This window comes from Caldanaerobacter sp. (genome assembly GCF_049701115.1).
GTDB lineage: Bacteria > Bacillota > Thermoanaerobacteria > Thermoanaerobacterales > Thermoanaerobacteraceae > Thermoanaerobacter.
This window is the reverse complement of sequence record NZ_JBNATX010000015.1, coordinates 14,130-35,456: the sequence shown is the minus strand read 5'-3', so window position 1 is coordinate 35,456 and position 21,327 is coordinate 14,130. Positions and strand designations below refer to the sequence as shown.

Genomic DNA, 21,327 nt, shown 5'->3' with positions numbered 1-21,327 from the left:
GATGATTTTGTCAAAGCAACTTCAAAGCGATATAGTGCTGACTCTTGTGACAATGATATGGGGTTCTACTTTTATAATAGTGAAAAATGCCATTCAATCCCTTCCTGTGTATAATTTTCTTTTCATACGCTTTTTATTAGCCTTTTTATTGTTGGCAGCAATTTTTTATAAAAAACTTAAAAAGATAGATAAAAGTACTCTAATGGCTGCCTCTTTAATTGGAACAATGTTATTCTTAGGATACGCCTTTCAGACAATGGGCCTTTTATACACCACAGCCTCTAAATCCGGGTTTATTACAGGCTTTAGCGTAGTATTAGTACCCATATTGGAGGCCATACTCCTTAAAAGAAAACCCACCAGGGCAGCTACCCTGGGAGTGGTACTTGCTTTTATAGGCCTTATACTTCTTACAACCAACATCGATTTTAGAATTAATATAGGTGATTTTCTAACTCTTCTCTGTGCCTTTGCTTTCGCCATGCACATAGTTTTAATATCAAAATATGCAGTAAAGATGGACACGCATCTTCTTGCCACGGTTCAAATTGGAATGGTAGCATTCTTAAGTGGAATTGTAAGTTTCATTTTTGAAAAGCCTTTTATACCTACTTCCCTGGATGTTTGGGGAGCTATAATAATAACCGGTGTATTCGCCACTGCTTTTGCCTTTGTGGCGCAAAATACCATGCAAGCTTACACTACCGCCACTCATACAGCTTTGATTTTTTCATTAGAGCCTGTATTTGCTGCATTAGCCGCTTATTTAATCGCAGGGGAGACAATGTCCTTAAGAGCCCTCATTGGAGGCGCCTTTATGCTGACAGGAATAATCTTATCCGAACTTCCAGAAAAAGAGCCGGAAAAGAAATGAGCTTCCCTTACAAGGAAGCTCATTTTTACATTCCCTGATATTTTCCCGCAATCTTAAGTCTCATCAATGCCCTCTTCAAGGCTGCTTCTGCAGCAATGTACTCCTGCTTATTCCTTTTTTGCCTCAATTTCTCTTCAGCCCTTTCTTTTGCGGCTTGAGCCCTAGCTATATCAATCTCTTCCGGCCATTCTGCAGCACTTGAGAGTATTGTAACTCCGTCTCTTCTCACTTCCATGAAGCCTCCAGAGATGAAAGCTTCTTTCCATTGACCATCTTTTTTTATCTGTAAAGTGCCAGCCTGAGCGATGGGAGTTGTAAGAGGAATGTGGTCTTTTAAGATACCTATCTGACCTGTGGTAGTAGTCACAATTATCTCTTCCACATCCCCTTCATAAAACTTTCTGTAAGGGGTCAATACTTCGAGGTGAAAGGTCTTCTCCACTTACCTCACCTCTTTCAGCTTCTCTGCTTTCTCATAGACTTCATCAATAGTTCCTACCATGTAAAATGCTGGCTCTGGTATATCGTCCATTTCTCCCTCCACAATTTTCTTGAATCCTCTTATGGTCTCTTTTAGAGGAACATATTTGCCCGGAGTGCCTGTAAAAGTCTCTGCAACAAAGAAAGGTTGTGAAAGGAACCTTTGTATTTTCCTTGCTCTGTATACTATGAGCCTGTCTTCTTCAGTTAATTCCTCCATACCAAGTATAGCTATGATATCCTGCAATTCTTTATACCTTTGCAGAATCTCCTGTACTTTTCTGGCAACATAATAATGTTCCTCTCCTACTATGTGGGGTTCAAGTATTCTGGAGGTAGAATCAAGTGGGTCAACCGCCGGGTAAATACCCATTTCTGCAATGCTTCTTGACAAAACTGTAGTAGCATCCAAGTGAGCAAAAGTTGTCGCTGGAGCAGGGTCTGTCAAGTCATCCGCAGGAACGTAAATAGCCTGAACAGATGTTATAGAACCCTTTTTTGTGGAGGTGATTCTCTCCTGTAAAGCCCCCATCTCAGTAGCAAGAGTAGGCTGATATCCAACGGCAGAAGGCATTCTTCCTAAAAGAGCAGAAACCTCTGACCCTGCCTGCACAAACCTAAAGATGTTATCTATGAAGAGTAAAACGTCCTGATGCTCTTCGTCCCTAAAGTACTCTGCTATGGTAAGCCCTGCAAGTCCCACTCTCATTCTGGCTCCAGGAGGCTCATTCATCTGGCCGAACACAAAAGCTGTCTTGTCTATGACTCCAGCCTCGTGCATTTCAAGCCACAATTCATTCCCTTCACGAGACCTTTCACCTACGCCCGCAAATATGGAGTAACCGCCGTGCTCAATAGCGACATTTCTTATGAGCTCCATTATAAGGACTGTCTTTCCAACACCTGCACCGCCAAAGAGTCCTATCTTACCACCTTTTGGATAAGGTGTAAGGAGGTCAATTACTTTTATTCCCGTTTCCAAAATTTCCGTCGCAGGGTTTTGCTCCTCAAAAGAAGGCGGTTTTTTATGAATTGGCATGTATTCTACGTTTTTTATCTCACCCATCTCGTCAATGGGCTGCCCCAAGACATTAAGCATCCTGCCCAGCACTCCCTTGCCTACTGGAACCTTAATGGGACCGCCGGTGTCTATGCATTCCATTCCCCTTCTTAACCCATCAGTAGGTCCCATTGCAACGCATCTTACCGTATTGTCGCCTATATGCTGGGCTACTTCAACTACAAGCTCTCTATCTCCCATGGGAATCTTTATGGCATTGTATATGGGAGGAAGATCTCCTTCAAACCTTATATCTACAACAGGACCTATAACCTGAGTAATATATCCCTTTTTCAAATTATCATCTCCTTTTTACACAGATGCCCCTGTGATTATTTCTATAATCTCCTGCGTAATAGAAGCCTGCCTCACCTTATTATAGAGGAGAGTGAGCTTATCTATCATGTCATCAGCATTATTAGTCGCTCTATCCATCGCCACCATCCTGGAAAAATGCTCTGAAGCAAAAGCTTGAACTAAGATGCTATATATAAGCCCCTTCAAATACTCTGGTACTATGGCATCAAAGACTTCTGAAGGAGAGGGTTCATAAATCATGTCGCTGTCAATTGTAACAGGCTCCTCCACGGCTTCTTCTTCCTCTGCAGCAATAGTCATAAAGTTTTCAACATCTAGAGGCAAAAGCCTTAAAGTCCTTACTTTTTGCGATAGTCCTTTCATTTCAGTGTATACGGTCCATATTTCATCCGCATCACCATTGTTATATTCTTTAAGAAGAATATCTGCAATCTCCGCCGCCAAGTCAACAGTAGGATTCTGAACATTGTAATAAAAGTCTAAATCCACATCATATCCTTTTTTTACAAAGTATCTTCTCCCTACTTCCCCTATGAGTTTTAAATTCGATCGTTCGTTCTTTATAAGATCCGAAGCCGCTTTTATGACATTATGGTTATAAGCGCCGCAAAGGCCCTTATCTCCTGTTATTATTAGAAAGACCTTCTTTTTATCTTCTTTTTCAGGGACATCTCTGCTTTCAAGATATCGCGACGTAACTTCTCCCGTATGAAGTAAAATATCTTTCATAACAGCCTGAACCCTGTAGTAATAAGGTCTTACTCTGTCCAACATGCCTTTAGCTTTCTGGAATTTCGAGGCAGAAATGAGGTACATTGCTCTTGTGATTTTCCTTACTTCTTTTACGCTTTTAATTCTTAAAGCTATATCCCTCTTTCCCATTATTTTTCACCCTTTGCGGCGTACTTTCCCTTATATTCAAGGATCGCAGCTTTGAGTTTTTCTTCTGTTTCTTTTGTGAGGTCTTTTGTATCCCTTATAGACTGCTTGATCTCGGGATAAGTTTCATCCAAAAACTTCAAAAGTCCCATCACAAAAGGTCTTACTTCACTTACCTCAATATCCGTCACATATCTATTCATCACAGTGTAAATCGATATTACCTGGTCCTCCACAGCCATAGGCTGGTACTGAGGCTGTTTCGTAATTTCTACAATTCTCTCGCCCTGCCTCAAAACCTCAAGAGTAGCTTTATCTAAGTCAGTCCCAAATCTTGCGAAAACCTGTAATTCTCTGTACTGTGAAAGTTCAAGTCTTAAACGTCCTGCAACCTTTTTCATCGCCTTTATCTGAGCAGCACCGCCCACACGGGATACTGAGAGTCCCACGTTTATAGCAGGTCTTATGCCACTGTAGAAAAGCTCTGATTCAAGGTATATCTGACCATCTGTTATGGATATGACGTTTGTCGGAATGTACGCCGATATGTCTCCCGCCTGAGTCTCAACAATCGGCAGAGCTGTCAAAGACCCGCCGCCGTACTCATCAGAAAGTCGAGCAGAGCGTTCAAGCAAGCGCGAATGCAGGTAAAATACGTCCCCAGGATAAGCTTCTCTCCCAGGTGGCCTTCTTAGAAGCAGTGATAAAGTTCTGTATGCCACTGCGTGCTTTGAAAGGTCATCATACACCACAAGCACGTCTTTCCCTTGATACATAAAATGCTCTCCCATTGCGCAGCCTGCGTAAGGAGCTATATACTGCAAAGCCGCAGACTCACTGGCAGTCGCAGCAACTACGGTGGTGTACTCCATTGCACCGTATTTTTCAAGCATATTCACAACACTTGCTACAGTAGAAGCCTTTTGCCCTATTGCCACATATATACAGTATACGCCCTGACCCTTCTGATTAATTATGGTATCGACTGCAATAGCTGTCTTACCTGTCTGCCTATCTCCTATGATGAGCTCTCTCTGACCTCTACCAATTGGTATCATGGAGTCAATGGCTAAAAGGCCTGTTTGAAGAGGGGTATTAACTGGTTGTCTTCTCACTATAGGAGGTGCCGGGCTTTCAATGGGCCTTTTCCCTTCGTACTCTATAGGACCCTTTCCGTCGATAGGCTCTCCCAGCGGATTTACAACCCTTCCTAAAAGTCCTTTACCTACAGGCACTTCCATTATGCGGCCTGTTCTTTTTACTACATCCCCTTCTTTTACTTTCTCAGGGTCTCCCAGTATTACAACGCCTACCGTGTCTTCTTCTAAATTTAACACCATTCCCACTACTCCGCCTTCAAAGTCCACCATTTCACCGTATACAGCATTATCAAGTCCGTATATCCTAGCTATACCGTCTCCTGATTGAATCACATAACCTATCTCTTGAGTTTCTACATTAAAATCAAAATTTTTAATTTTTTCTGCCAAAACAGAACTGATTTCTTCTGGTCTTATTCCCATACGCTTTTCACCTTCTTAATTCATTTTAGACAGCCTGGCGCATGTTCTTGAGAAGTGCTTCAAGCCTTGCCTTAATTGAACCATCAATCACAGTATTACCAATGACCAGTTTCAATCCGCCCAAGATCTCCTTATCTACTACAGGAATCGGATTTACTTTTTTATTATATCTTTTTTCTAATTTCTCTCTAACCTGATTTAACACTTCTTCTTTTAAAGGATAAGCAGAAATCACTTTTACATCCATTATATTAAAGTAATCCTTATACAAAGCCTCAAATTCCTTCACTATATCTTTGATGATATTTTCTCTGTGCTTTGATATCACTACTTTGATAAAATTTACAATTTCCTTTGAAAAACCTTCCAGTACTTCTTCAACAAATCCCATCTTTTTTGTCTTGTCAATACTTTTATTTACAAAAATTTTCCATACGGCGTCCATCTGCAATATCTCTACAGCTTTTTTTAATTCTTCATAGTATTCTTTAACCTTGCTTTCTTTTTCAGCAACCTCAAAAAGAGCAGAAGCGTATCTTTTTGCCACTACTTGTTCCATGACCCTGCCTCCTCAATGACCTCTTTAATGAGGTCTTCATCCTCAACAGGCAGTTTTTTCTCTAAAACCTTAGAAGCAGCTTCTATTATTAGATGTGACATTTCTGCCCTCAGCTCATGCATAGCCTTTATCTTCTCAAGAACTGCCTCTTCTTTTGCTTTTTCAATTATGCTCTCTGCTTCCTTATTGGCACTCTTTATGATTTCATTCGCTCTTTCCTCTGCTTCTCTTTTAGCTTTTTCAATTATAGCCCTGCCTTCGTTTTCCGCATTCTGAAGTTTTTCCTCATACTGTGCTTTTAAGCTATAGGCTTCTTCTCTTTGTTTATCAGCATCTTCTAAAGCCGATTTAATTTTATTCTCTCTTTCTTCCAGAAATTTTGTAACAGGCTTAAACAAAAGCCTTTTGAGGATATAATAAAGTACTAAAAGGTTGATAATTGTAAAAACAAAAGTGGAGAGACTAAAAAGTTCCAAGGCTTTCCCTTCTTTCATCAGGAAATTTTGGTATTTTCTTTATGGCTTGAAGATTATGATCATTATTGCAACAAGCAACCCGTAAATGGCTGTTGCCTCCGCAAGAGCGCCTCCTAACAAAAGAAGTTGCATAATCCTTCCACTTGCCTCTGGCTGTCTTGATACAGCCTCAACAGCTTTTCCAGTGGCGATACCTATGCCAATTCCGGCTCCAATTCCTGTTAACGCAGCAATACCCGCACCTATAGCCAATAAATTCATTCATATCCACTCCTTTTCTTTTTTGATTATTTTTATATAAAATTTTTAATCGTTTTACCCCTTTTATTATACACTACTCTATCGCTTCTTCAATATAAAGCATCGTCAAAAATACAAACACCAGCATCTGCAAAAGACCGTCGAAAAGGTCAAAGTATATGCTCATAAACGCAGGTACAATTACTGGTACAGCTTCTTCTATAAGTGTCATTATTACAACTGCTCCAAAGATATTGCCAAAAAGTCGCGCAGCCAGAGATAAGGGCCTTACAAAAAGGTCTAAAAGGTTTATAAATAAGTCTATAGGCGACTTGAAAAAATGCTTTAAAAACCCAAAAAAACCCCTTGCCCTTAAAGATGCTATTATGACTGTCGTAATAGACATAATAGCAAGGGCTGATGTGGTGCTAAAATCTTTTGTCGGAGGGGTTAAGCCGAAAATGCTTATGGTATTTGCAATAGTTAAAAAAGCTGCCACCGTTCCCAAGTACGGTGCGTAATCCTTCCAATGATCCCCCAGTGCGCTTTCTACAAATTTATTAAAGCCATCTACAATAAGTTCCACTACATTCTGCACCCCAGAAGGAACCAGCTGCCATCCCTTTGTCAAAAGAACAGAACCAACAATCAAAACTGCCATCACTATCCATTCTACCACTACCGTCTCTGTGACAGGTATTCCACCAAAAAGCGGTATGGTAAATACTACTGGAGAGCCTATCTCCAATTAATTCACCTCCTCAATGCATACCCCCAACACGTATAATTATATAATTTGCCCAAAAATTTTTCAATTTAGTATATTTACTTTCCTGTAAAATCGTGTAAAGTCTTATAGAATCATCTAGATTTTAATTCTTCTTCTAAATTTTTATCCAGCACGAATAAATATACATACTCGCCTTTTTCAAGGTTTATATCTCTATATACTCCTATAACCTGGCAGCCAGTAAGTCTCAAGATCATCTCTGTAAATTTGGGTTTTAAAATCTCTTCGTCCAGCAAATACCTTAATTCTCTAACCAGTCTTCTCCCCTCTGCATTCGAGATGATTTGCCTCTCCTCATGAGTTAAAGACTTACTAAGCCTGACAATAATCATGTCTTCACAAATGCGGGTCTTGGCAGCTTCGGCTCCCCTTCCAATAGCCTCTTTTGTAATTTTGATCATTTCTTCGTTTATCTTGCTCTCCAGCATACCCTTCATTAAAACCCCTCCAAGCTATAAAAACCATTTCACTATGACTTAATTAAATTATACTCCCTTTTACAGTATAACACAATAATTTTAGCGTTGCTAAATCTGTTCTAATTAAAAAATAGTCAAAATTTTAACGATTTCTTTCCCCAAGCTTTAGTTTTTAATCACTTCTTCAAAAATTCTAAGTATTTCTGATATCCCTGTCTTTTCGACTGCAGAAAAAACTATCACTCTATCAGAAGAAATACTAAAACTTTTGCATATATTCTCTACAGCTTTATTGGCTTCAGATTTGTTAACTTTATCTGCTTTTGTTAGAATAACACTAAAAGGTAAATTTTTAAAAGAAAACCAGTTAATCATCATAAAATCGTCTTCTGTAGGCTCTCTTCTTATGTCAATTAGGAGCAAAGCGTGCTTTAAATTTTTAGAGGTATTCAGAAATGTCTCTATGTTATAAGCCCATTGTTTTTTCATCTCTTTTGAAACTTTCGCATAGCCATAACCAGGCAAGTCCACTATGTAAAAAGCTCGGTTAATAAGATAAAAATTTATTCCTCTTGTCTTACCGGGAGTAGAACTAACTTTGGCAAGGTTCTTCCTCCCCAAAACGGTATTTATTAAAGTGGACTTGCCCACATTAGATTTACCTACAATCGCTATTTGTGGAATTTTGTCTTTTGGATACTGACTCTCATTAAAAGCACTTCCCACAAATTCGGCTGTCTTAATTTTCATGTTTTTCCTCCTTGATTAAAGCATACTCCAGTACCTCGTCTATTCTTTCTACAAATTTAAACTCCAGTTTCTTTTTTACACTCTGCGGGATTTCATCTAAATCCCTTTTGTTTTCCACAGGAAGAACCACTCTTTTTATGCCTGCCCTGTGAGCTGCCAGGACCTTTTCTTTTACACCACCTATAGGTAAAACTCTTCCTGTTAAAGTTATTTCCCCTGTCATAGCTACATCTTTTCTGACAGGTACTTTCATAAGAGCCGATACCATAGCAGTCACCATGGTAACACCTGCCGAGGGCCCATCTTTTGGAATAGATCCTTCAGGCACGTGTATATGTATATCGACATTTTTGTAAAAATCTTTATCAATGCCCAGTCTCTCGGCATTTGATCTTATATAACTTAACCCTGCTTGAGCAGATTCTTTCATCACGTCTCCCAATTGCCCCGTAAGATTTAACTTTCCACTCCCCGGCATTACAGAAGCCTCTACAGTCAAAATTTCTCCTCCTACTCTTGTCCAGGCCAGTCCCATCACCGTCCCAATTTCGCTCTTTTCATTGGTTTTGTCAGTTCTGAAAAGAGGTTTGCCCAAGTAAGACTGCAAGTTCTTTTTACCTACCTTCACGTAGGGCACATTGTCTTCCATTATCTTTCTTATAGCTTTTCTCACAATTGTGGCAAGATGTTTCTCAAGCCCTCTTACTCCCGCTTCACGAGTATACTCAGAAATAATTCCTTTAATAGCTGAATCCTGTATTATTATCTTATTGTCTGAAACTCCGTGTTCTTTCAAAATTTTGGGTATCAGATAACCTTTAGCAATATGAAATTTCTCCTCTTCAGTGTATCCTGATATGTATATAACTTCCATCCTGTCCAAAAGAGGCGCGGGAATAGTGTCAGTTGTATTGGCTGTAGTTATAAAAAGTACTTTAGATAAGTCAAAAGGCAAATCTAAATAATGGTCTCTAAAAGTGGCATTCTGCTCAGGGTCCAATACCTCCAGCATAGCAGAAGCCGGGTCTCCTCTAAAATCATGACTCATTTTATCTATCTCATCCAGTAAAAACACCGGATTCTTTGAACCTGCAATTTTTATAGAGTTTATAATCCCTCCTGGTATTGCTCCAACATAAGTACGCCTGTGCCCTCTTATCTCCGCTTCATCTCTTACTCCTCCAAGAGAAAGCCTTACAAATTTTCTGTTCATAGCTTTAGCTATGGACCTTCCTAAAGAAGTCTTGCCCACTCCTGGTGGACCTACAAGGCATAAAATAGGACTTTTGACTTTATTGTAAAAAGCTCTTACTGCCAAAAACTCTATTATCCTCTCCTTTACTTTTTTGAGTCCGTAGTGGTCCTCATCCAGTATTTTCTGAGCCCTTTTTAAATCTAGAATGTCTTCTGTTTCATAGTTCCAGGGAAGTTCCAGTATCCAGTCAAGGTAAGTTCTCACAACAGACGCCTCAGCAGAACCAGGAGGCATCTTGGAAAGTCTCTTTAATTCTTCTTTGGCTTTTTTTCTCACTTCTTCAGGTAAATCCTTTTCCTCAATTTTTTTCTCGTACTCTTCTATTTCACTGTCAAAATCTTCTGTCTCCCCTAATTCCGCCTTTATTGCTTTTAGCTGTTCTCTTAGATAGTACTCTTTCTGAAGCTTGTCAATCTGGCTTTTCACTTTTGCATTTATTTCTCTTTCGATTTTTAGTATTTCGAGCTCCTTCATTAAAAAACCGAGTAAAATCTCTAACCTCTTTTTTACGTCAAAACACTCTAAAAGCTCCTGGTTCTGCGCTGTGCTCAAAGAAATATGAGCTGCAATCATGTCAGCAAGCCTTCCGGGCTCTTCTATGCTAATTACACTATATAGGCTTTCAATAGGTACTCGAGAAGTCATATTCACATACTCTTCAAAAGAAGAGATCACACTTCTCATCAATGCTTCTAACTCTGGAGTCTTTTCAATCTCTGTCTGCTCTTCTTTTTCAACTACCTCCACCTCAAAAAATTCGTCTTCTCTTGTAACTTTGTCAATCTCTCCCCTGCTTATACCTTCTACTAAAACCCTTATGAGCTCCCCGGGAAGTTTAAGCATCTGTTTGACTTTGGTTATAGTTCCTACTTTGTAAACGTCATCAATTGATGGGTCTTCAAGCTCTGGGTCCTTCTGAGTAGTCACAAATATAAGCTGGTTTTTCATAAAGGCTTCTTCCAGCGCCTTTATGGATTTTTCTCGTCCTATATCAAAATGAATTACCATATAAGGAAAAATCGTTAATCCTCTTAGTGGAATCATAGGAAGTGTGTACCTTTTTTCTGCCATGACCTCACCTCATTTTTTGCAATATAATCAAACCCCTTCTCATTCACTATTTTAGTATGTGAAGGAGAAGGGGAGTTAATGTAAAAGAGTTCACTTTTATGAAACAGATTCAGTCTTTTTAGCCCTTTTTCTACTTATTTTCTGAGCATCTGCATACACCAGCGTAGGAGGTGCAAGCTTTTTGACAGTCTCTTCAGTGATGATGCATTTCTCTATGGTTTCGTCGGAAGGAATCTCGTACATAACATCCAGCATTATCTCTTCAAGAATAGCCCTCAAGCCTCTAGCACCTGTTCCTCTCTCTAAAGCCATGTCAGCAATAACATCCAGCGCTTTCTTTTCAAACTCAAGCTTTACGCCATCCATTTCAAACAGCTTTTCATACTGCTTTACAAGAGCGTTTTTTGGTTCTGTCAGTATCCTCACAAGGTCCTCTTTTGTCAGAGGATCCAGTGTTACAACTATTGGAACTCTACCTATAAACTCAGGAATCATTCCAAATTTTAGAAGGTCCTCTGGCATGATGTGTTTCAAAATTTCTCCAACGTCTTTTTCCTTCTTGCTTTGAACCTCCGCGCCAAATCCAAGGCTCTTTTTTCCAATTCTTGATTCTATTATCTTGTCTATTCCCTCAAATGCGCCTCCGCATATGAAAAGGATGTTTGTCGTATCTATTTGGATAAACTCCTGGTGAGGATGTTTTCTGCCGCCCTGAGGAGGCACATTGGCAATCGTCCCTTCCAGTATTTTTAAAAGAGCCTGTTGAACGCCTTCGCCAGAGACATCTCTGGTGATAGAAGGATTTTCTGACTTTCTGGCTATTTTGTCTATTTCATCTATATAGATTATACCCTTTTCTGCTCTCTCTATATCGTAATCGGCAGCTTGTATAAGCCTTAATAAGATGTTCTCCACGTCTTCTCCCACATATCCTGCCTCGGTTAAAGTTGTAGCATCAGCTATTGCAAATGGAACATTTAGAAGCTTAGCAAGGGTCTGAGCCAAAAGTGTTTTACCAGATCCTGTTGGACCCAGAAGTAATATATTGCTTTTTTGAAGTTCGACGTCATCTGATTTGACTTTAGAATTTATGCGCTTGTAATGATTGTAAACAGCGACTGCCAAAGCTTTTTTAGCTCTGTCCTGACCGATAACATACTGGTCAAGAAAAGCCTTTATTTCTTTTGGCTTTGGTAAATCTCTCATAGCCATGTCCATATCCTCTTCAAATTCTTCATTTATAATCTCCTGACAGAGTTCTATGCACTCGTCACAGATATACACTCCAGGCCCTGCCACCAATCTTCTTACCTGGTCCTGAGTTTTGCCACAAAATGAACACTTTAACTGCTTGTGGTCATCGTATTTAGCCATAAAATTTCACCTCTTCTGGGGGCCTCATTTTTTCTGCCTTACAAGTATGTCATCTATTATGCCGTAAGCCTTAGCTTCTTCTGCGGTCATGAAGTAATCTCTTTCCATATCGGCTTTTATCTTTTCAAGAGGCTGCCCCGTATTTTCTGAAAGAATCCTTTCTAATTTGTCTCTTAACCTTAAAAGTCTTTCTGCATGAATCTTTATGTCAGTAGCCTGCCCCTGCATCCCACCCCAGGGCTGGTGAATCATTATTTCACTATTAGGAAGTGCAAATCTCTTACCTTTTGCCCCTGCAGCAAGCAGGAAAGCAGCCATAGATGCTGCCATGCCTACACAAAGCGTTACCACATCCGGCTTTATATACTGCATCGTGTCATATATTGCAAGGCCAGCAGTAATAGAGCCGCCAGGACTGTTTATATAAAGCCATATATCCTTGTCTGGATCCTCTGCTTCTAAAAACAGCATCTGAGCGATAACCAAACTAGCTGTCGTATCGTTAATTTCATCTCCTAGAAACACTATGCGGTCTTTTAAGAGGCGGGAAAAAATATCATAAGCTCTTTCGCCTCTATTTGTCTGCTCCACTACAATTGGAACTAAACTCATAAAATCACTCCTCTTTACTTACTATTTTACTCTCATTGAAAATAAAGTCAATCGTCTTATAGTATGCTATATCCTCTTTTATACCGTTTATCTGGCTTTCAGTTAAACTTTTCTTGAATTCTTCCAGATTTACTCTGTAACTCTCTGCCAGCTCTTTTAGTTTGCTCTCTAGCTCCTCTTCCGTAACTTCGATGTTTTCCACCTTCGCTATTTTATCTATTACAAGCTGAGTCTTTACTCTATTAAGGGCGCTTTCCCACATTTCTTTTCTCAAGTCTTCTAATGTCTTACCAGTTATGGATAAATAGGTGTTTAAATCTAATCCTTGCAATCTCAAATTATAGTCCAAATCCCTTAAAGAAATGTCTATCTGTCTTTCCACCATTATATCTGGAATATCCACTTTGGCGTTTTCTACCACTTTCATCACTGCTTTTTCTTTCATCTCATTCTCTGCTTCTTTTTTATTTTTTTCTTCTAGCTTCTTCCTTATATCCTGCTTTAATTCTTCTAAAGTCTCAAATTCGCTCACATCTTTGGCAAATTCATCGTCTAATTCCGGCAATTCTTTTCTATTTAATCCTTTTAATGTTATTTTGAAGACTGCGGTTTTGCCTTTCAATTCTTCTACCCTGTAATCTTCAGGAAAAGTCACAGTGATGTCAAAAGTCTCCCCTATGTTATGACCGATTATCTGTTCTTCAAAGCCGGGAATAAAAGTTCCACTTCCCAGTTCAAGTTCATAATTTTCTCCTTTGCCACCTTCAAAAGGCTGACCATCTATATATCCTTCAAAATCAATAATAGCTATGTCTCCCTCTTCTGCTGCCCTTCCTTCTACTGGAATGATTCTAGCGTTCTGCTGTCTTAACTTTTCTAATTCATATTCCACGTCTCCATCATACACATCATATTCTATTTTTTCAATTTCTATACCCTTGTATTCCCCGAGCTCAACCTCAGGCATAATTGGAACAGTTGCTTCTAAAACCAAATCTTTCCCCTTGCCTATTTGCAAAACGTTAATATCAGGATAATCTATAGGCTCTAAATTAAACGTTTTTAAAGCTTCCTTGTACGCCTCATCAAAGACATATTCTATAGCATCTTCATAAAGGACTCCTTCACCGTAGTATCTCTCAACTAAAAATCTTGGAGCTTTTCCTTTTCTGAAACCCGGAACGTTAAACTTTGAAGCATTTTTCCTAAAAGAGTAATCTAAGCCTTCTTCAAATTTTTCTTTTGGTATTGTAAACTCAAGAGTAGCTATACTCTTTTCTATTTTCTTAAGATTCGCACCCATTAAGTAGATCCTCCTGTTCCTTTCTTTCGTATAGATTCTTTTGAACTTATAATATTATAACATAAAAAGTTTGTGAAACAAAAGAAGAGAAAAATAGAAAACAAAACACATTAAAATTTTATCATCTTGCCTTCACAATAAATTTCATCGCAGTTCTTTTTTCACCATCTATCTCTACTTCTACAAAAGCAGGAACCATTACCAAATCAATACCATTAGGAGCCACAAATCCTCTAGCAATTGCTATAGCTTTCACCGCCTGATTGACCGCACCTGCCCCTATAGCCTGGATTTCAGCAGCAGACTTCTCCCTTACAATAGCTGCCAACGCACCTGCTACAGACTTAGGATTGGAATTAGTTGATACTCTCAAAACTTCCATCACTACTCCCTCCCATGTTTTAATCATAAAGTATCTTTTTTGTTGAGATGAATAGGCTCCATATATAAATTATAAAGATGAAATTTTATTAAGTCTAGTATTATGATACTAGATTTTTAAATCTGAGGCAAATTTTATTACACTTCTAAAACAATAAATCTCAATTTCTGCAAAAACAAAAAACTGCCTTGTTGGCAGTCCTCCGTTTGTAGGCAAAATGTGACCATTTTGTGACCAATTTCTATTGCAAACTGTAAAATGGTGCGGGCAAAGGGACTTGAACCCCCACGGGAAATCCCACCAGATCCTAAGTCTGGCGCGTCTGCCAGTTCCGCCATGCCCGCATATAAAATGGTGCGCCATCAGGGATTCGAACCCCGGACCCGCTGATTAAGAGTCAGCTGCTCTGCCAGCTGAGCTAATGGCGCACGTAACATACTGGTATTCAATTTGGAGCGGGCAACGAGACTCGAACTCGCGACCCTCACCTTGGCAAGGTGATGCTCTGCCAACTGAGCTATGCCCGCCCATTGGTGCGGGAGACGGGACTTGAACCCATAAGCCCTTGCGGGCACTAGAACCTGAATCTAGCGCGTCTGCCAATTCCGCCACTCCCGCACAACCTAAGACGCCCTTTCTTTTTCATAATCAGATGGTGACCCATCCGCGATTCGAACGCGGGACACCCTGCTTAAAAGGCAGGTGCTCTACCTCCTGAGCTAATGGGTCACGCCCTGGCTGGGATGGCAGGATTCGAACCTGCGCATGCCAGAGTCAAAGTCTGGTGCCTTACCGCTTGGCTACATCCCAGCATGGGGTGGATAGTGGGACTTGAACCCACGACCTCCAGAGCCACAATCTGGCGTTCTAGCCACCTGAACTATATCCACCACAGAAAAAATGGTGCGCCTGGAGAGATTCGAACTCCCGACTCACGGCTTAGAAGGCCGTTGCTCTATCCAGCTGAGCTACAGGCGCATCTCTGGAGCGGGTGATGGGAATCGAACCCACGCAACCAGCTTGGAAGGCTGGGGCTCTACCATTGAGCTACACCCGCATTATTTATAATTCCTTCTGACAGTTTTAGATTATATCAGATGGTTTTCTCTTTGTCAACACTTCTGCCTCAAAATTTTTGGTGCAAACCCGCATTCAAGGATTTCTTAAAATTGAAAGTTCTTCTAGGTTTAAAAGCCTAGGGAAAATACCTGTTTTATCGATTGTAACAAGCGCTATCGTCCTTTTAGACCCCTCTCTCGGAAGAGAAGGGCTTCCCGGATTTAAAAGCAGAATATTTTCGTGCTTAGAAATCATAGGAACATGAGTGTGACCGAAGAAGATAGCGTCTACTCCAAGCTCTTTGCCTCTTTCAAGTATTGTATCATATTCATATTTTACATAGTATCTGTGCCCATGTGTAAGTAATATCTTTTTTCCCTCTACTTCCACAATTTTATCTATTTCGTCTTTTGTAGGGAAATCGCAGTTTCCCTTCACATATTCAAGCGAAATATTAAATTCCTTGGCTAGTTCTATCCCATCTCCTGCATGGTCCCCCAGGTGAAATATATAGTCTATCCCTTTGAGCTCTTTTAATTTCTTTCTGACAAGTGTTAACATGCCGTGCGTATCACTTATAACTGCTACAAGCATTTTAATTTTCCTCCAGCCTCTTTAAAATATATTCCTTAAGCTTTAACAGTGCTTTTGCTCTATGACTTATTTTATTTTTTTCCTCAAGAGAAAGTTCCGCCAAGGTCTTGCCTATTTCATCCACAAAAAACACAGGGTCATAGCCAAAACCATTTTCTCCCTGCGGATGGTCTAAAATATGACCATTTAATACTCCTTCTAGAAGTTTTTCGTTTTCCCCATCTACCAGAGCAATAACCGTCTTAAAGTAAGCCCTTCTTTTTTCGTAGGGCACACCTTCCAGTAATTTTAGCAATTTTCTGTTATTGTCATCATAAGTGGCATTATCGCCTGCAAACCTGGCGGAATATACGCCAGGCTGCCCTCCTAAATACTCCACGAAAAGTCCTGTATCATCTGCAACAATTATCCCCTCTTTCACTCTATCCTTTAAAAAACGCGCTTTTATGAGGGCATTTTCTTCTATTGTACTACCACCTTCCTCTATTTCCTCTTCTATTCCTAGATCTTTCATAGACAAAACTTCTATAGTATAGCCTTTAAAAAAATCCTTTATTTCTTTAACCTTGTTGGGATTGTGAGTCGCTATTACTAATTTCACGGTTTTCCACCCCTATTTTGTCAGCGATATCTGAAAGCACTTCTTTTTGTATTTTTATTATCTTATCAATACCAAAAGCTGCTAAATCCAGAAGTTCTTCAAAATTCTCTCTTGAAAAAGGTCCACCTTCTCCTGTACCCTGTATTTCAACTATTTCTCCTTTATCTGTCATAACCACATTCATGTCTACAAGAGCATTGGCATCTTCCTGAAATGACAGGTCTAAAAGCTTGTTACCTTCCACAATACCAACGCTCACTGCTGCCACAAAGCTTTTAAGAGGAATCCTCTGCAATTCACCTTTCTCTACTAATTTATTGAGGGCATCTGCCAGAGCTATAAAAGATCCTGTTATGGAGGCTGTCCTCGTTCCCCCATCAGCCTGTATTACATCGCAATCAATCCAAATCGTCCTCTCACCCAAAGCTTCTAAATCTACGACAGCTCTAAGAGACCTTCCAATCAGACGCTGAATTTCCATTGTCCTTCCAGAAGGTCTCCCTTTCGTAACTTCTCTAGGATTTCTCACCTCTGTTGCTCTGGGCAACATGCCATATTCGCTGGTAATCCAACCTTTACCTGTGCCTTTCTGGAAAGGCGGAACTTTATCCTCAATGGAAGCCGTACATATCACTTTGGTCTCGCCCATTTCAATTAATACAGACCCTTCAGCAAATTTATTGAAATTTCTAGTAATCTTTATTGGCCTCAATTCATTGAACTCTCTTCCATCTATTCTATTCATTTCTTCAACCCTTTCCTTCTTTCTATATATCTACATTTATATTTTAAAACCTTTGTAGCTATTTTACAAGAACAGATTATTTTTTAGCTTTCTGCAAAAAATAAGTATAGAAGGAGTGAAAGCCATGACGAATATAAATTGTACTTTAGATTGTATATATCAAAAGGACGGAAAGTGCACTTTATCAAATCTTTCTCAGATTATAAAAGACAAAAATAATTTTACCAATCTAAAAGATGCTATTTCAAAAGAAAAAGAAGCTTTATGCGCTTATTATATCCCAGCAAAAAACATCACTTCACCATAAATGGCAAATAGAATATATTTGTGATCAAACTGTCTACAATCCATAGAAAAGTAAATGCACCAAATCCTGAGCCGATTCTCTTTTTAAAATACATTTTTGTAAAGATTAAAGCCAAAACTACTGTAAAAGCGGGAATTAAAATCTGACTATACAGAGGAAAAAGCTCAGTAAACGTCTTTAACACTTTAGGCGGATAAACGGCATATTTTGTAGCTGTATAAAGTATTACCGCTATGTAAAAATTTAATGATTCTTTTTTAAAAATCCCCGATTCAAAAAACAATCCTATTATGAGCCACAGGTACGAGGGGAAGGTCACTACAAAAGACATAATGCCCCCCAAAAAAATTGCACTGGCAAGCGAATACATAAGAAGGCTGAAGGCCTTTTCTATATCTATCTTTCTTATCCCACCAACTTTTTTCATGAAATCTTTATTTGTGCTTGCCACTTTTATTATGTACTTTGAAAAACCCCCTGTTTCTATCCAGGAAACAAACATCCCCTGGGGTGTAGAAATCAAATAGGGAGCCGAAGCCCATTTACCTTCTTTCGTGATAAAACTCGATTTTTTAAGCTCCCCCCCTTTAAATTTTGCCCATAAAATCTCAACTCCAGACTGCGAAAAAGGTCCAAAAACCTGGTATTTAACAGGAGCAGAAAAAGCCCCTACCACACCTTCCGGTAGGCTTATAAGGTCAAAAGAGATAATCTCTGAGGAAGGAAGAGTTATCTTAGAAGGAGCTATTTCTTTTTCCCCTGTCATTGGAAAATAGGCATAATAGGCTGAAGAACCATTTTTTGCAGTGATAAGATAAAAAACATAGACTCCTGAAGAATCTAAAGCTATTTTCACATCGTCTATATGGGAAGTACTAGTCTGAAAAAGCTTATAAATCTCTACAGCCTTGCTCCATTCCCCTTTTTTTAAATCATAATAAGTATAATATATTTTATTTTCCTCCCTGTCATCCGTTAAGAATCCAACGTATATTACATCCCCCTCCTCGAAAGCGTCAATTTTAGACACATTGAAAAAAGGAAGAAAAGATATAGAAGACATAGAAAAATCAAATATTTTTATCCCCTTTTCATCGGAAAGTAAAAGGTGATTTTGTGTCAGTGCAAAATCCTCTCCTTTAAGCCCCAAATCTACCTCTTTTTCCTGACCCAAGATTAAATCTTTCACTTTTCCATCCTGTATCCAAAATATTTTTCCATCCTTGTACCTGACTTTTCTTATAGAACTCTCTTTAAAATCCCTCACTATTATCTTCTGCTCCTCTTTGAGGTCCGGATAAACCTCTCGTAAACAAAACCCCTCTTCTTTAGCCCATAATATGTACACTTTTCCTTCATTATAAAATAGTGGTGAAGAGGCATTAAGGGTCTTTTCTCCAACCTCAAGGTCTTTGCTCCACATGTTTGAAGGATTTCTAGAGTAAGCATTTAAATATTCATAAAAATGCCACATCATCATACCTAGAAGTAAAACTGAAATTAAGATAATGGATAAAACCTTTTTATTCACATAACCCCCTTCTTTCTGCATTGAATAATTTTAAGTGGCATTTTGTGTTAATGCCTTTAAACTGCATTTTTACACAAAATGCCACTTCTAAACCTTGCAAATGGTTTAATAAACCCCCAAGAAATTACTTTATTTATCGAAAAGATGACAAGCTACATAATGGCCGCTGGCAACCTCTTTTAATTCTGGAGCCTGTTCTTTGCATATATCCATGGCATACTTGCACCTCGTTCTAAACTTACACCCAGAAGGCGGATTTATTGGGCTTGGAACATCTCCTTCTAGTATTATTCTCTCTCTTTTTTTCTGAATCTTAGGATCTGGTATTGGCACAGCCGAAAGCAGGGCCTGGGTGTAAGGATGAAGCGGATTAGAGTAAAGCTCTGCACTGTTTGTCATTTCTACTATAGAGCCCAAATACATGACTGCCACATTGTCACTTATATGCCTTACCATGCTGAGGTCATGAGCGATGAAAAGGTAGGTAAGCCCCTTTTCGTGCTGTAATTCCATCAGCAGATTGACTATCTGTGCCTGAATGGAAACGTCAAGGGCAGAGATAGGCTCGTCTGCTATTATGAATTCCGGTTCTATCGCCATGGCTCTTGCAATTCCAATCCTTTGTCTTTGCCCTCCAGAAAATTCATGGGGGAATCTATTAGCATGCTCTCTGTTAAGCCCTACCATCTCCAAAAGCTGGTATATTCTTTCCATCCTCTCTTTGCCAGTATAAAGGCCGTGTATATCAATTCCTTCCCCTATTATATCCCCCACCGTCATACGCGGATTAAGAGAAGCATAAGGGTCCTGGAATATCATTTGAAGCCTTCTTGCAAGCTTTTTCCTGTTTTCAAAACTGGAGTAATCAACTTTTTCCCCATCAAAGATGACTTCTCCGGATGTTGGTTCATAAAGTCCTATAATGGTACGCCCTGTAGTAGACTTGCCGCACCCCGATTCTCCCACGAGTCCTAATGTCTCACCTTTTTTTATAGCAAAACTTACATCATCTACGGCTTTCAGCACTCCACCCTTTACATAAAAGTATTTTTTGAGGTTTTTCACTTCAAGCAACACATTGTTTTCACTCATTTGATGCAACCCCCGTTTCTACAGGATTTGCTACTTTTGGAGCATAGGGGTGCTTGAGCCAGCAAGCCACATCATGAGTTTCAGACTCTACAGTGACCTCTGGAGGCATTTCATAGCATATTTTCATAGCATAATCACACCTTGCCGCAAACGGACATCCTGGTGGCGGCGAAAACAAGTCTGGCGGTGTACCAATTATAGGAATCAACTTTTCCTTTTTCTTAGCATCCAGCCTAGGAACAGATCTCAAAAGTCCCCATGTATATGGATGTTGAGGATGCTCAAATATTTCCTCTACAGTCCCTCTCTCCACTATCTTACCTGCATACATCACAACAACTCTATCTGCAATATCGGCAACAACTCCTAGATTATGGGTAATCATGATTATAGAGGTACCAAACTGTTTCTGCAGGTCTTTCATAAGGTCCAAGATCTGAGCCTGTATCGTCACATCAAGAGCAGTGGTAGGCTCATCTGCTATTAGGAGCTTGGGTTTTAAAGCGAGGGCAATCGCTATCATGGCTCTCTGTCTCATTCCACCAGAAAATTCATGGGGATACTGGTGGATTCTTTTATCTGCATTAGGTATCCCGACTATATCCAGCATTTCCTTAGCCCTTCTCATTGCTTCAGCCTTTGTCACATCTTCGTGCTTTAGTATAACTTCTGCTATCTGCCTTCCCACAGTCATGGTAGGATTCAAAGAAGTCATAGGGTCTTGAAAGATCATTCCAATTTCTCGCCCTCTTATGGCTTGCATTTCTTTATCTGTATAATTAGTAATATCCTTACCGTCAAAGATTATCTTACCGCCTTTAAGTCTACCTGGAGGCTCCGGATTGAGCTTCATTATTGCATGCATCGTAACAGATTTACCGCAACCAGATTCACCCACTATAGCGAGGGTTTCACCCTTGTAAACCTCAAAGCTCACTCCTCTTACGGCTTTGACTTCCCCGGCGTAAGTGTCAAAGGAATATTCTAAATTTTCTACCTTTAAAAGGACCTCTCTTTTCTCCATTCCTTATTC

23 protein-coding genes and 9 tRNA genes are annotated in these 21,327 nt (G+C 39.6%); 2 read left to right on the top strand and 30 right to left on the bottom strand.

The genetic code is table 11. From position 1 onward, the window contains the following. Positions 1 to 7: 7 nt before the first annotated feature. Positions 8 to 874, top strand: a complete 867-nt coding sequence (locus ACPLVE_RS06155) for a DMT family transporter (protein ID WP_424610695.1) — start codon at positions 8 to 10, stop codon at positions 872 to 874. 25 nt (positions 875 to 899) lie between these two features. Here ACPLVE_RS06155 and ACPLVE_RS06150 read toward each other — a convergent pair whose 3' ends face one another. From ACPLVE_RS06150 to rph, 27 genes are all read right to left on the bottom strand, one after another. Beyond that, positions 900 to 1,316 carry a F0F1 ATP synthase subunit epsilon gene (locus ACPLVE_RS06150; protein WP_424610694.1) on the bottom strand — a complete coding sequence of 139 codons (417 nt, stop codon included), beginning with the start codon at positions 1,314 to 1,316 and terminating at the stop codon, positions 900 to 902. Beyond that, on the bottom strand, positions 1,317 to 2,711 hold the full coding sequence (gene atpD / locus ACPLVE_RS06145; RefSeq protein WP_424610693.1) for a F0F1 ATP synthase subunit beta: 1,395 nt from the start codon (positions 2,709 to 2,711) through the stop codon (positions 1,317 to 1,319). Between the two features lie 15 nt (positions 2,712 to 2,726). After that, positions 2,727 to 3,614 (bottom strand): ATP synthase F1 subunit gamma, encoded by an 888-nt coding sequence (atpG, locus tag ACPLVE_RS06140; RefSeq protein ID WP_424610692.1) that lies wholly within the window; start codon positions 3,612 to 3,614, stop codon positions 2,727 to 2,729. Further along, positions 3,614 to 5,134 carry a F0F1 ATP synthase subunit alpha gene (atpA, locus tag ACPLVE_RS06135; protein ID WP_424610691.1) on the bottom strand — a complete coding sequence of 507 codons (1,521 nt, stop codon included), beginning with the start codon at positions 5,132 to 5,134 and terminating at the stop codon, positions 3,614 to 3,616. Before atpA ends, atpG begins: the two co-directional genes overlap by 1 nt. 25 nt (positions 5,135 to 5,159) lie before the next feature. Beyond that, positions 5,160 to 5,693 carry an ATP synthase F1 subunit delta gene (gene atpH / locus ACPLVE_RS06130; RefSeq protein ID WP_424610690.1) on the bottom strand — a complete coding sequence of 178 codons (534 nt, stop codon included), beginning with the start codon at positions 5,691 to 5,693 and terminating at the stop codon, positions 5,160 to 5,162. After that, positions 5,681 to 6,187, bottom strand: coding sequence for a F0F1 ATP synthase subunit B (gene atpF, locus ACPLVE_RS06125; protein WP_424610689.1), 507 nt, complete (start codon positions 6,185 to 6,187; stop codon positions 5,681 to 5,683). Before atpF ends, atpH begins: the two co-directional genes overlap by 13 nt. 21 nt (positions 6,188 to 6,208) lie before the next feature. Further along, entirely contained in the window at positions 6,209 to 6,430 is a 222-nt protein-coding gene (atpE, locus tag ACPLVE_RS06120; protein ID WP_022587431.1) for an ATP synthase F0 subunit C, read from the bottom strand. Between the two features lie 73 nt (positions 6,431 to 6,503). Continuing rightward, the gene (locus ACPLVE_RS06115) at positions 6,504 to 7,157 is read right to left on the bottom strand and encodes a F0F1 ATP synthase subunit A (protein WP_424610688.1); all 654 of its coding nucleotides are present in this window, start codon (positions 7,155 to 7,157) and stop codon (positions 6,504 to 6,506) included. A gap of 113 nt (positions 7,158 to 7,270) precedes the next feature. Further along, positions 7,271 to 7,636: a DUF2294 domain-containing protein gene (locus ACPLVE_RS06110; protein ID WP_424610687.1), complete on the bottom strand. Its 366-nt coding sequence runs from the start codon at positions 7,634 to 7,636 to the stop codon at positions 7,271 to 7,273. Between the two features lie 147 nt (positions 7,637 to 7,783). Beyond that, positions 7,784 to 8,368, bottom strand: a complete 585-nt coding sequence (yihA, locus tag ACPLVE_RS06105) for a ribosome biogenesis GTP-binding protein YihA/YsxC (RefSeq protein ID WP_424610686.1) — start codon at positions 8,366 to 8,368, stop codon at positions 7,784 to 7,786. Next, a complete protein-coding gene (lon, locus tag ACPLVE_RS06100; protein ID WP_424610685.1) occupies positions 8,358 to 10,694 on the bottom strand; it encodes an endopeptidase La in 2,337 nt (778 codons plus the stop codon). Before lon ends, yihA begins: the two co-directional genes overlap by 11 nt. 96 nt (positions 10,695 to 10,790) lie before the next feature. After that, positions 10,791 to 12,068 carry an ATP-dependent Clp protease ATP-binding subunit ClpX gene (gene clpX, locus ACPLVE_RS06095; RefSeq protein ID WP_424610684.1) on the bottom strand — a complete coding sequence of 426 codons (1,278 nt, stop codon included), beginning with the start codon at positions 12,066 to 12,068 and terminating at the stop codon, positions 10,791 to 10,793. A 24-nt stretch (positions 12,069 to 12,092) separates the two neighbouring features. Then, the gene (gene clpP / locus ACPLVE_RS06090; protein WP_424610683.1) at positions 12,093 to 12,680 is read right to left on the bottom strand and encodes an ATP-dependent Clp endopeptidase proteolytic subunit ClpP; all 588 of its coding nucleotides are present in this window, start codon (positions 12,678 to 12,680) and stop codon (positions 12,093 to 12,095) included. A 4-nt stretch (positions 12,681 to 12,684) separates the two neighbouring features. After that, a complete protein-coding gene (gene tig, locus ACPLVE_RS06085; RefSeq protein WP_424610682.1) occupies positions 12,685 to 13,983 on the bottom strand; it encodes a trigger factor in 1,299 nt (432 codons plus the stop codon). 121 nt (positions 13,984 to 14,104) lie between these two features. After that, positions 14,105 to 14,365: a stage V sporulation protein S gene (locus ACPLVE_RS06080; protein ID WP_031313958.1), complete on the bottom strand. Its 261-nt coding sequence runs from the start codon at positions 14,363 to 14,365 to the stop codon at positions 14,105 to 14,107. Positions 14,366 to 14,624: 259 nt separating this feature from the next. Continuing rightward, positions 14,625 to 14,709: transfer RNA gene (locus ACPLVE_RS06075), tRNA-Leu, on the bottom strand. An 8-nt stretch (positions 14,710 to 14,717) separates the two neighbouring features. Beyond that, positions 14,718 to 14,793, bottom strand: a tRNA-Lys gene (locus tag ACPLVE_RS06070). Between the two features lie 23 nt (positions 14,794 to 14,816). Next, positions 14,817 to 14,892, bottom strand: a tRNA-Gly gene (locus ACPLVE_RS06065). A 4-nt stretch (positions 14,893 to 14,896) separates the two neighbouring features. Then, positions 14,897 to 14,983: transfer RNA gene (locus ACPLVE_RS06060), tRNA-Leu, on the bottom strand. A gap of 35 nt (positions 14,984 to 15,018) precedes the next feature. Further along, positions 15,019 to 15,094 (bottom strand) — tRNA-Lys (locus ACPLVE_RS06055). Positions 15,095 to 15,100: 6 nt separating this feature from the next. Further along, positions 15,101 to 15,175 (bottom strand) — tRNA-Gln (locus tag ACPLVE_RS06050). A gap of 3 nt (positions 15,176 to 15,178) precedes the next feature. Beyond that, positions 15,179 to 15,255, bottom strand: a tRNA-His gene (locus ACPLVE_RS06045). Positions 15,256 to 15,266: 11 nt separating this feature from the next. Then, positions 15,267 to 15,343: transfer RNA gene (locus tag ACPLVE_RS06040), tRNA-Arg, on the bottom strand. A gap of 5 nt (positions 15,344 to 15,348) precedes the next feature. Continuing rightward, positions 15,349 to 15,422: transfer RNA gene (locus ACPLVE_RS06035), tRNA-Gly, on the bottom strand. Between the two features lie 95 nt (positions 15,423 to 15,517). Then, positions 15,518 to 16,018 carry a metallophosphoesterase gene (locus ACPLVE_RS06030; protein WP_424610681.1) on the bottom strand — a complete coding sequence of 167 codons (501 nt, stop codon included), beginning with the start codon at positions 16,016 to 16,018 and terminating at the stop codon, positions 15,518 to 15,520. A 1-nt stretch (position 16,019) separates the two neighbouring features. After that, the gene (locus ACPLVE_RS06025) at positions 16,020 to 16,619 is read right to left on the bottom strand and encodes an XTP/dITP diphosphatase (RefSeq protein ID WP_424610680.1); all 600 of its coding nucleotides are present in this window, start codon (positions 16,617 to 16,619) and stop codon (positions 16,020 to 16,022) included. After that, complete coding sequence (gene rph / locus ACPLVE_RS06020) at positions 16,579 to 17,364, bottom strand: ribonuclease PH (RefSeq protein WP_424610679.1); 786 nt, start codon at positions 17,362 to 17,364, stop codon at positions 16,579 to 16,581. Before rph ends, ACPLVE_RS06025 begins: the two co-directional genes overlap by 41 nt. A gap of 124 nt (positions 17,365 to 17,488) precedes the next feature. Between rph and ACPLVE_RS06015 the strand changes: the two genes are divergently transcribed. After that, positions 17,489 to 17,671 carry a hypothetical protein gene (locus ACPLVE_RS06015; protein WP_424610678.1) on the top strand — a complete coding sequence of 61 codons (183 nt, stop codon included), beginning with the start codon at positions 17,489 to 17,491 and terminating at the stop codon, positions 17,669 to 17,671. On the opposite strand, the gene ACPLVE_RS06010 is transcribed toward ACPLVE_RS06015, so the two are convergent. From ACPLVE_RS06010 to ACPLVE_RS06000, 3 genes are all read right to left on the bottom strand, one after another. Beyond that, a complete protein-coding gene (locus ACPLVE_RS06010) occupies positions 17,658 to 19,202 on the bottom strand; it encodes a hypothetical protein (RefSeq protein WP_424610677.1) in 1,545 nt (514 codons plus the stop codon). The genes ACPLVE_RS06015 and ACPLVE_RS06010 overlap by 14 nt on opposite strands. A 129-nt stretch (positions 19,203 to 19,331) precedes the next feature. Continuing rightward, positions 19,332 to 20,294, bottom strand: coding sequence for an ABC transporter ATP-binding protein (locus tag ACPLVE_RS06005; RefSeq protein ID WP_424610676.1), 963 nt, complete (start codon positions 20,292 to 20,294; stop codon positions 19,332 to 19,334). Further along, positions 20,287 to 21,318 (bottom strand): ABC transporter ATP-binding protein, encoded by a 1,032-nt coding sequence (locus tag ACPLVE_RS06000; RefSeq protein WP_424610675.1) that lies wholly within the window; start codon positions 21,316 to 21,318, stop codon positions 20,287 to 20,289. The genes ACPLVE_RS06005 and ACPLVE_RS06000 overlap by 8 nt, the downstream gene beginning before the upstream one ends. Positions 21,319 to 21,327: the final 9 nt, after the last annotated feature.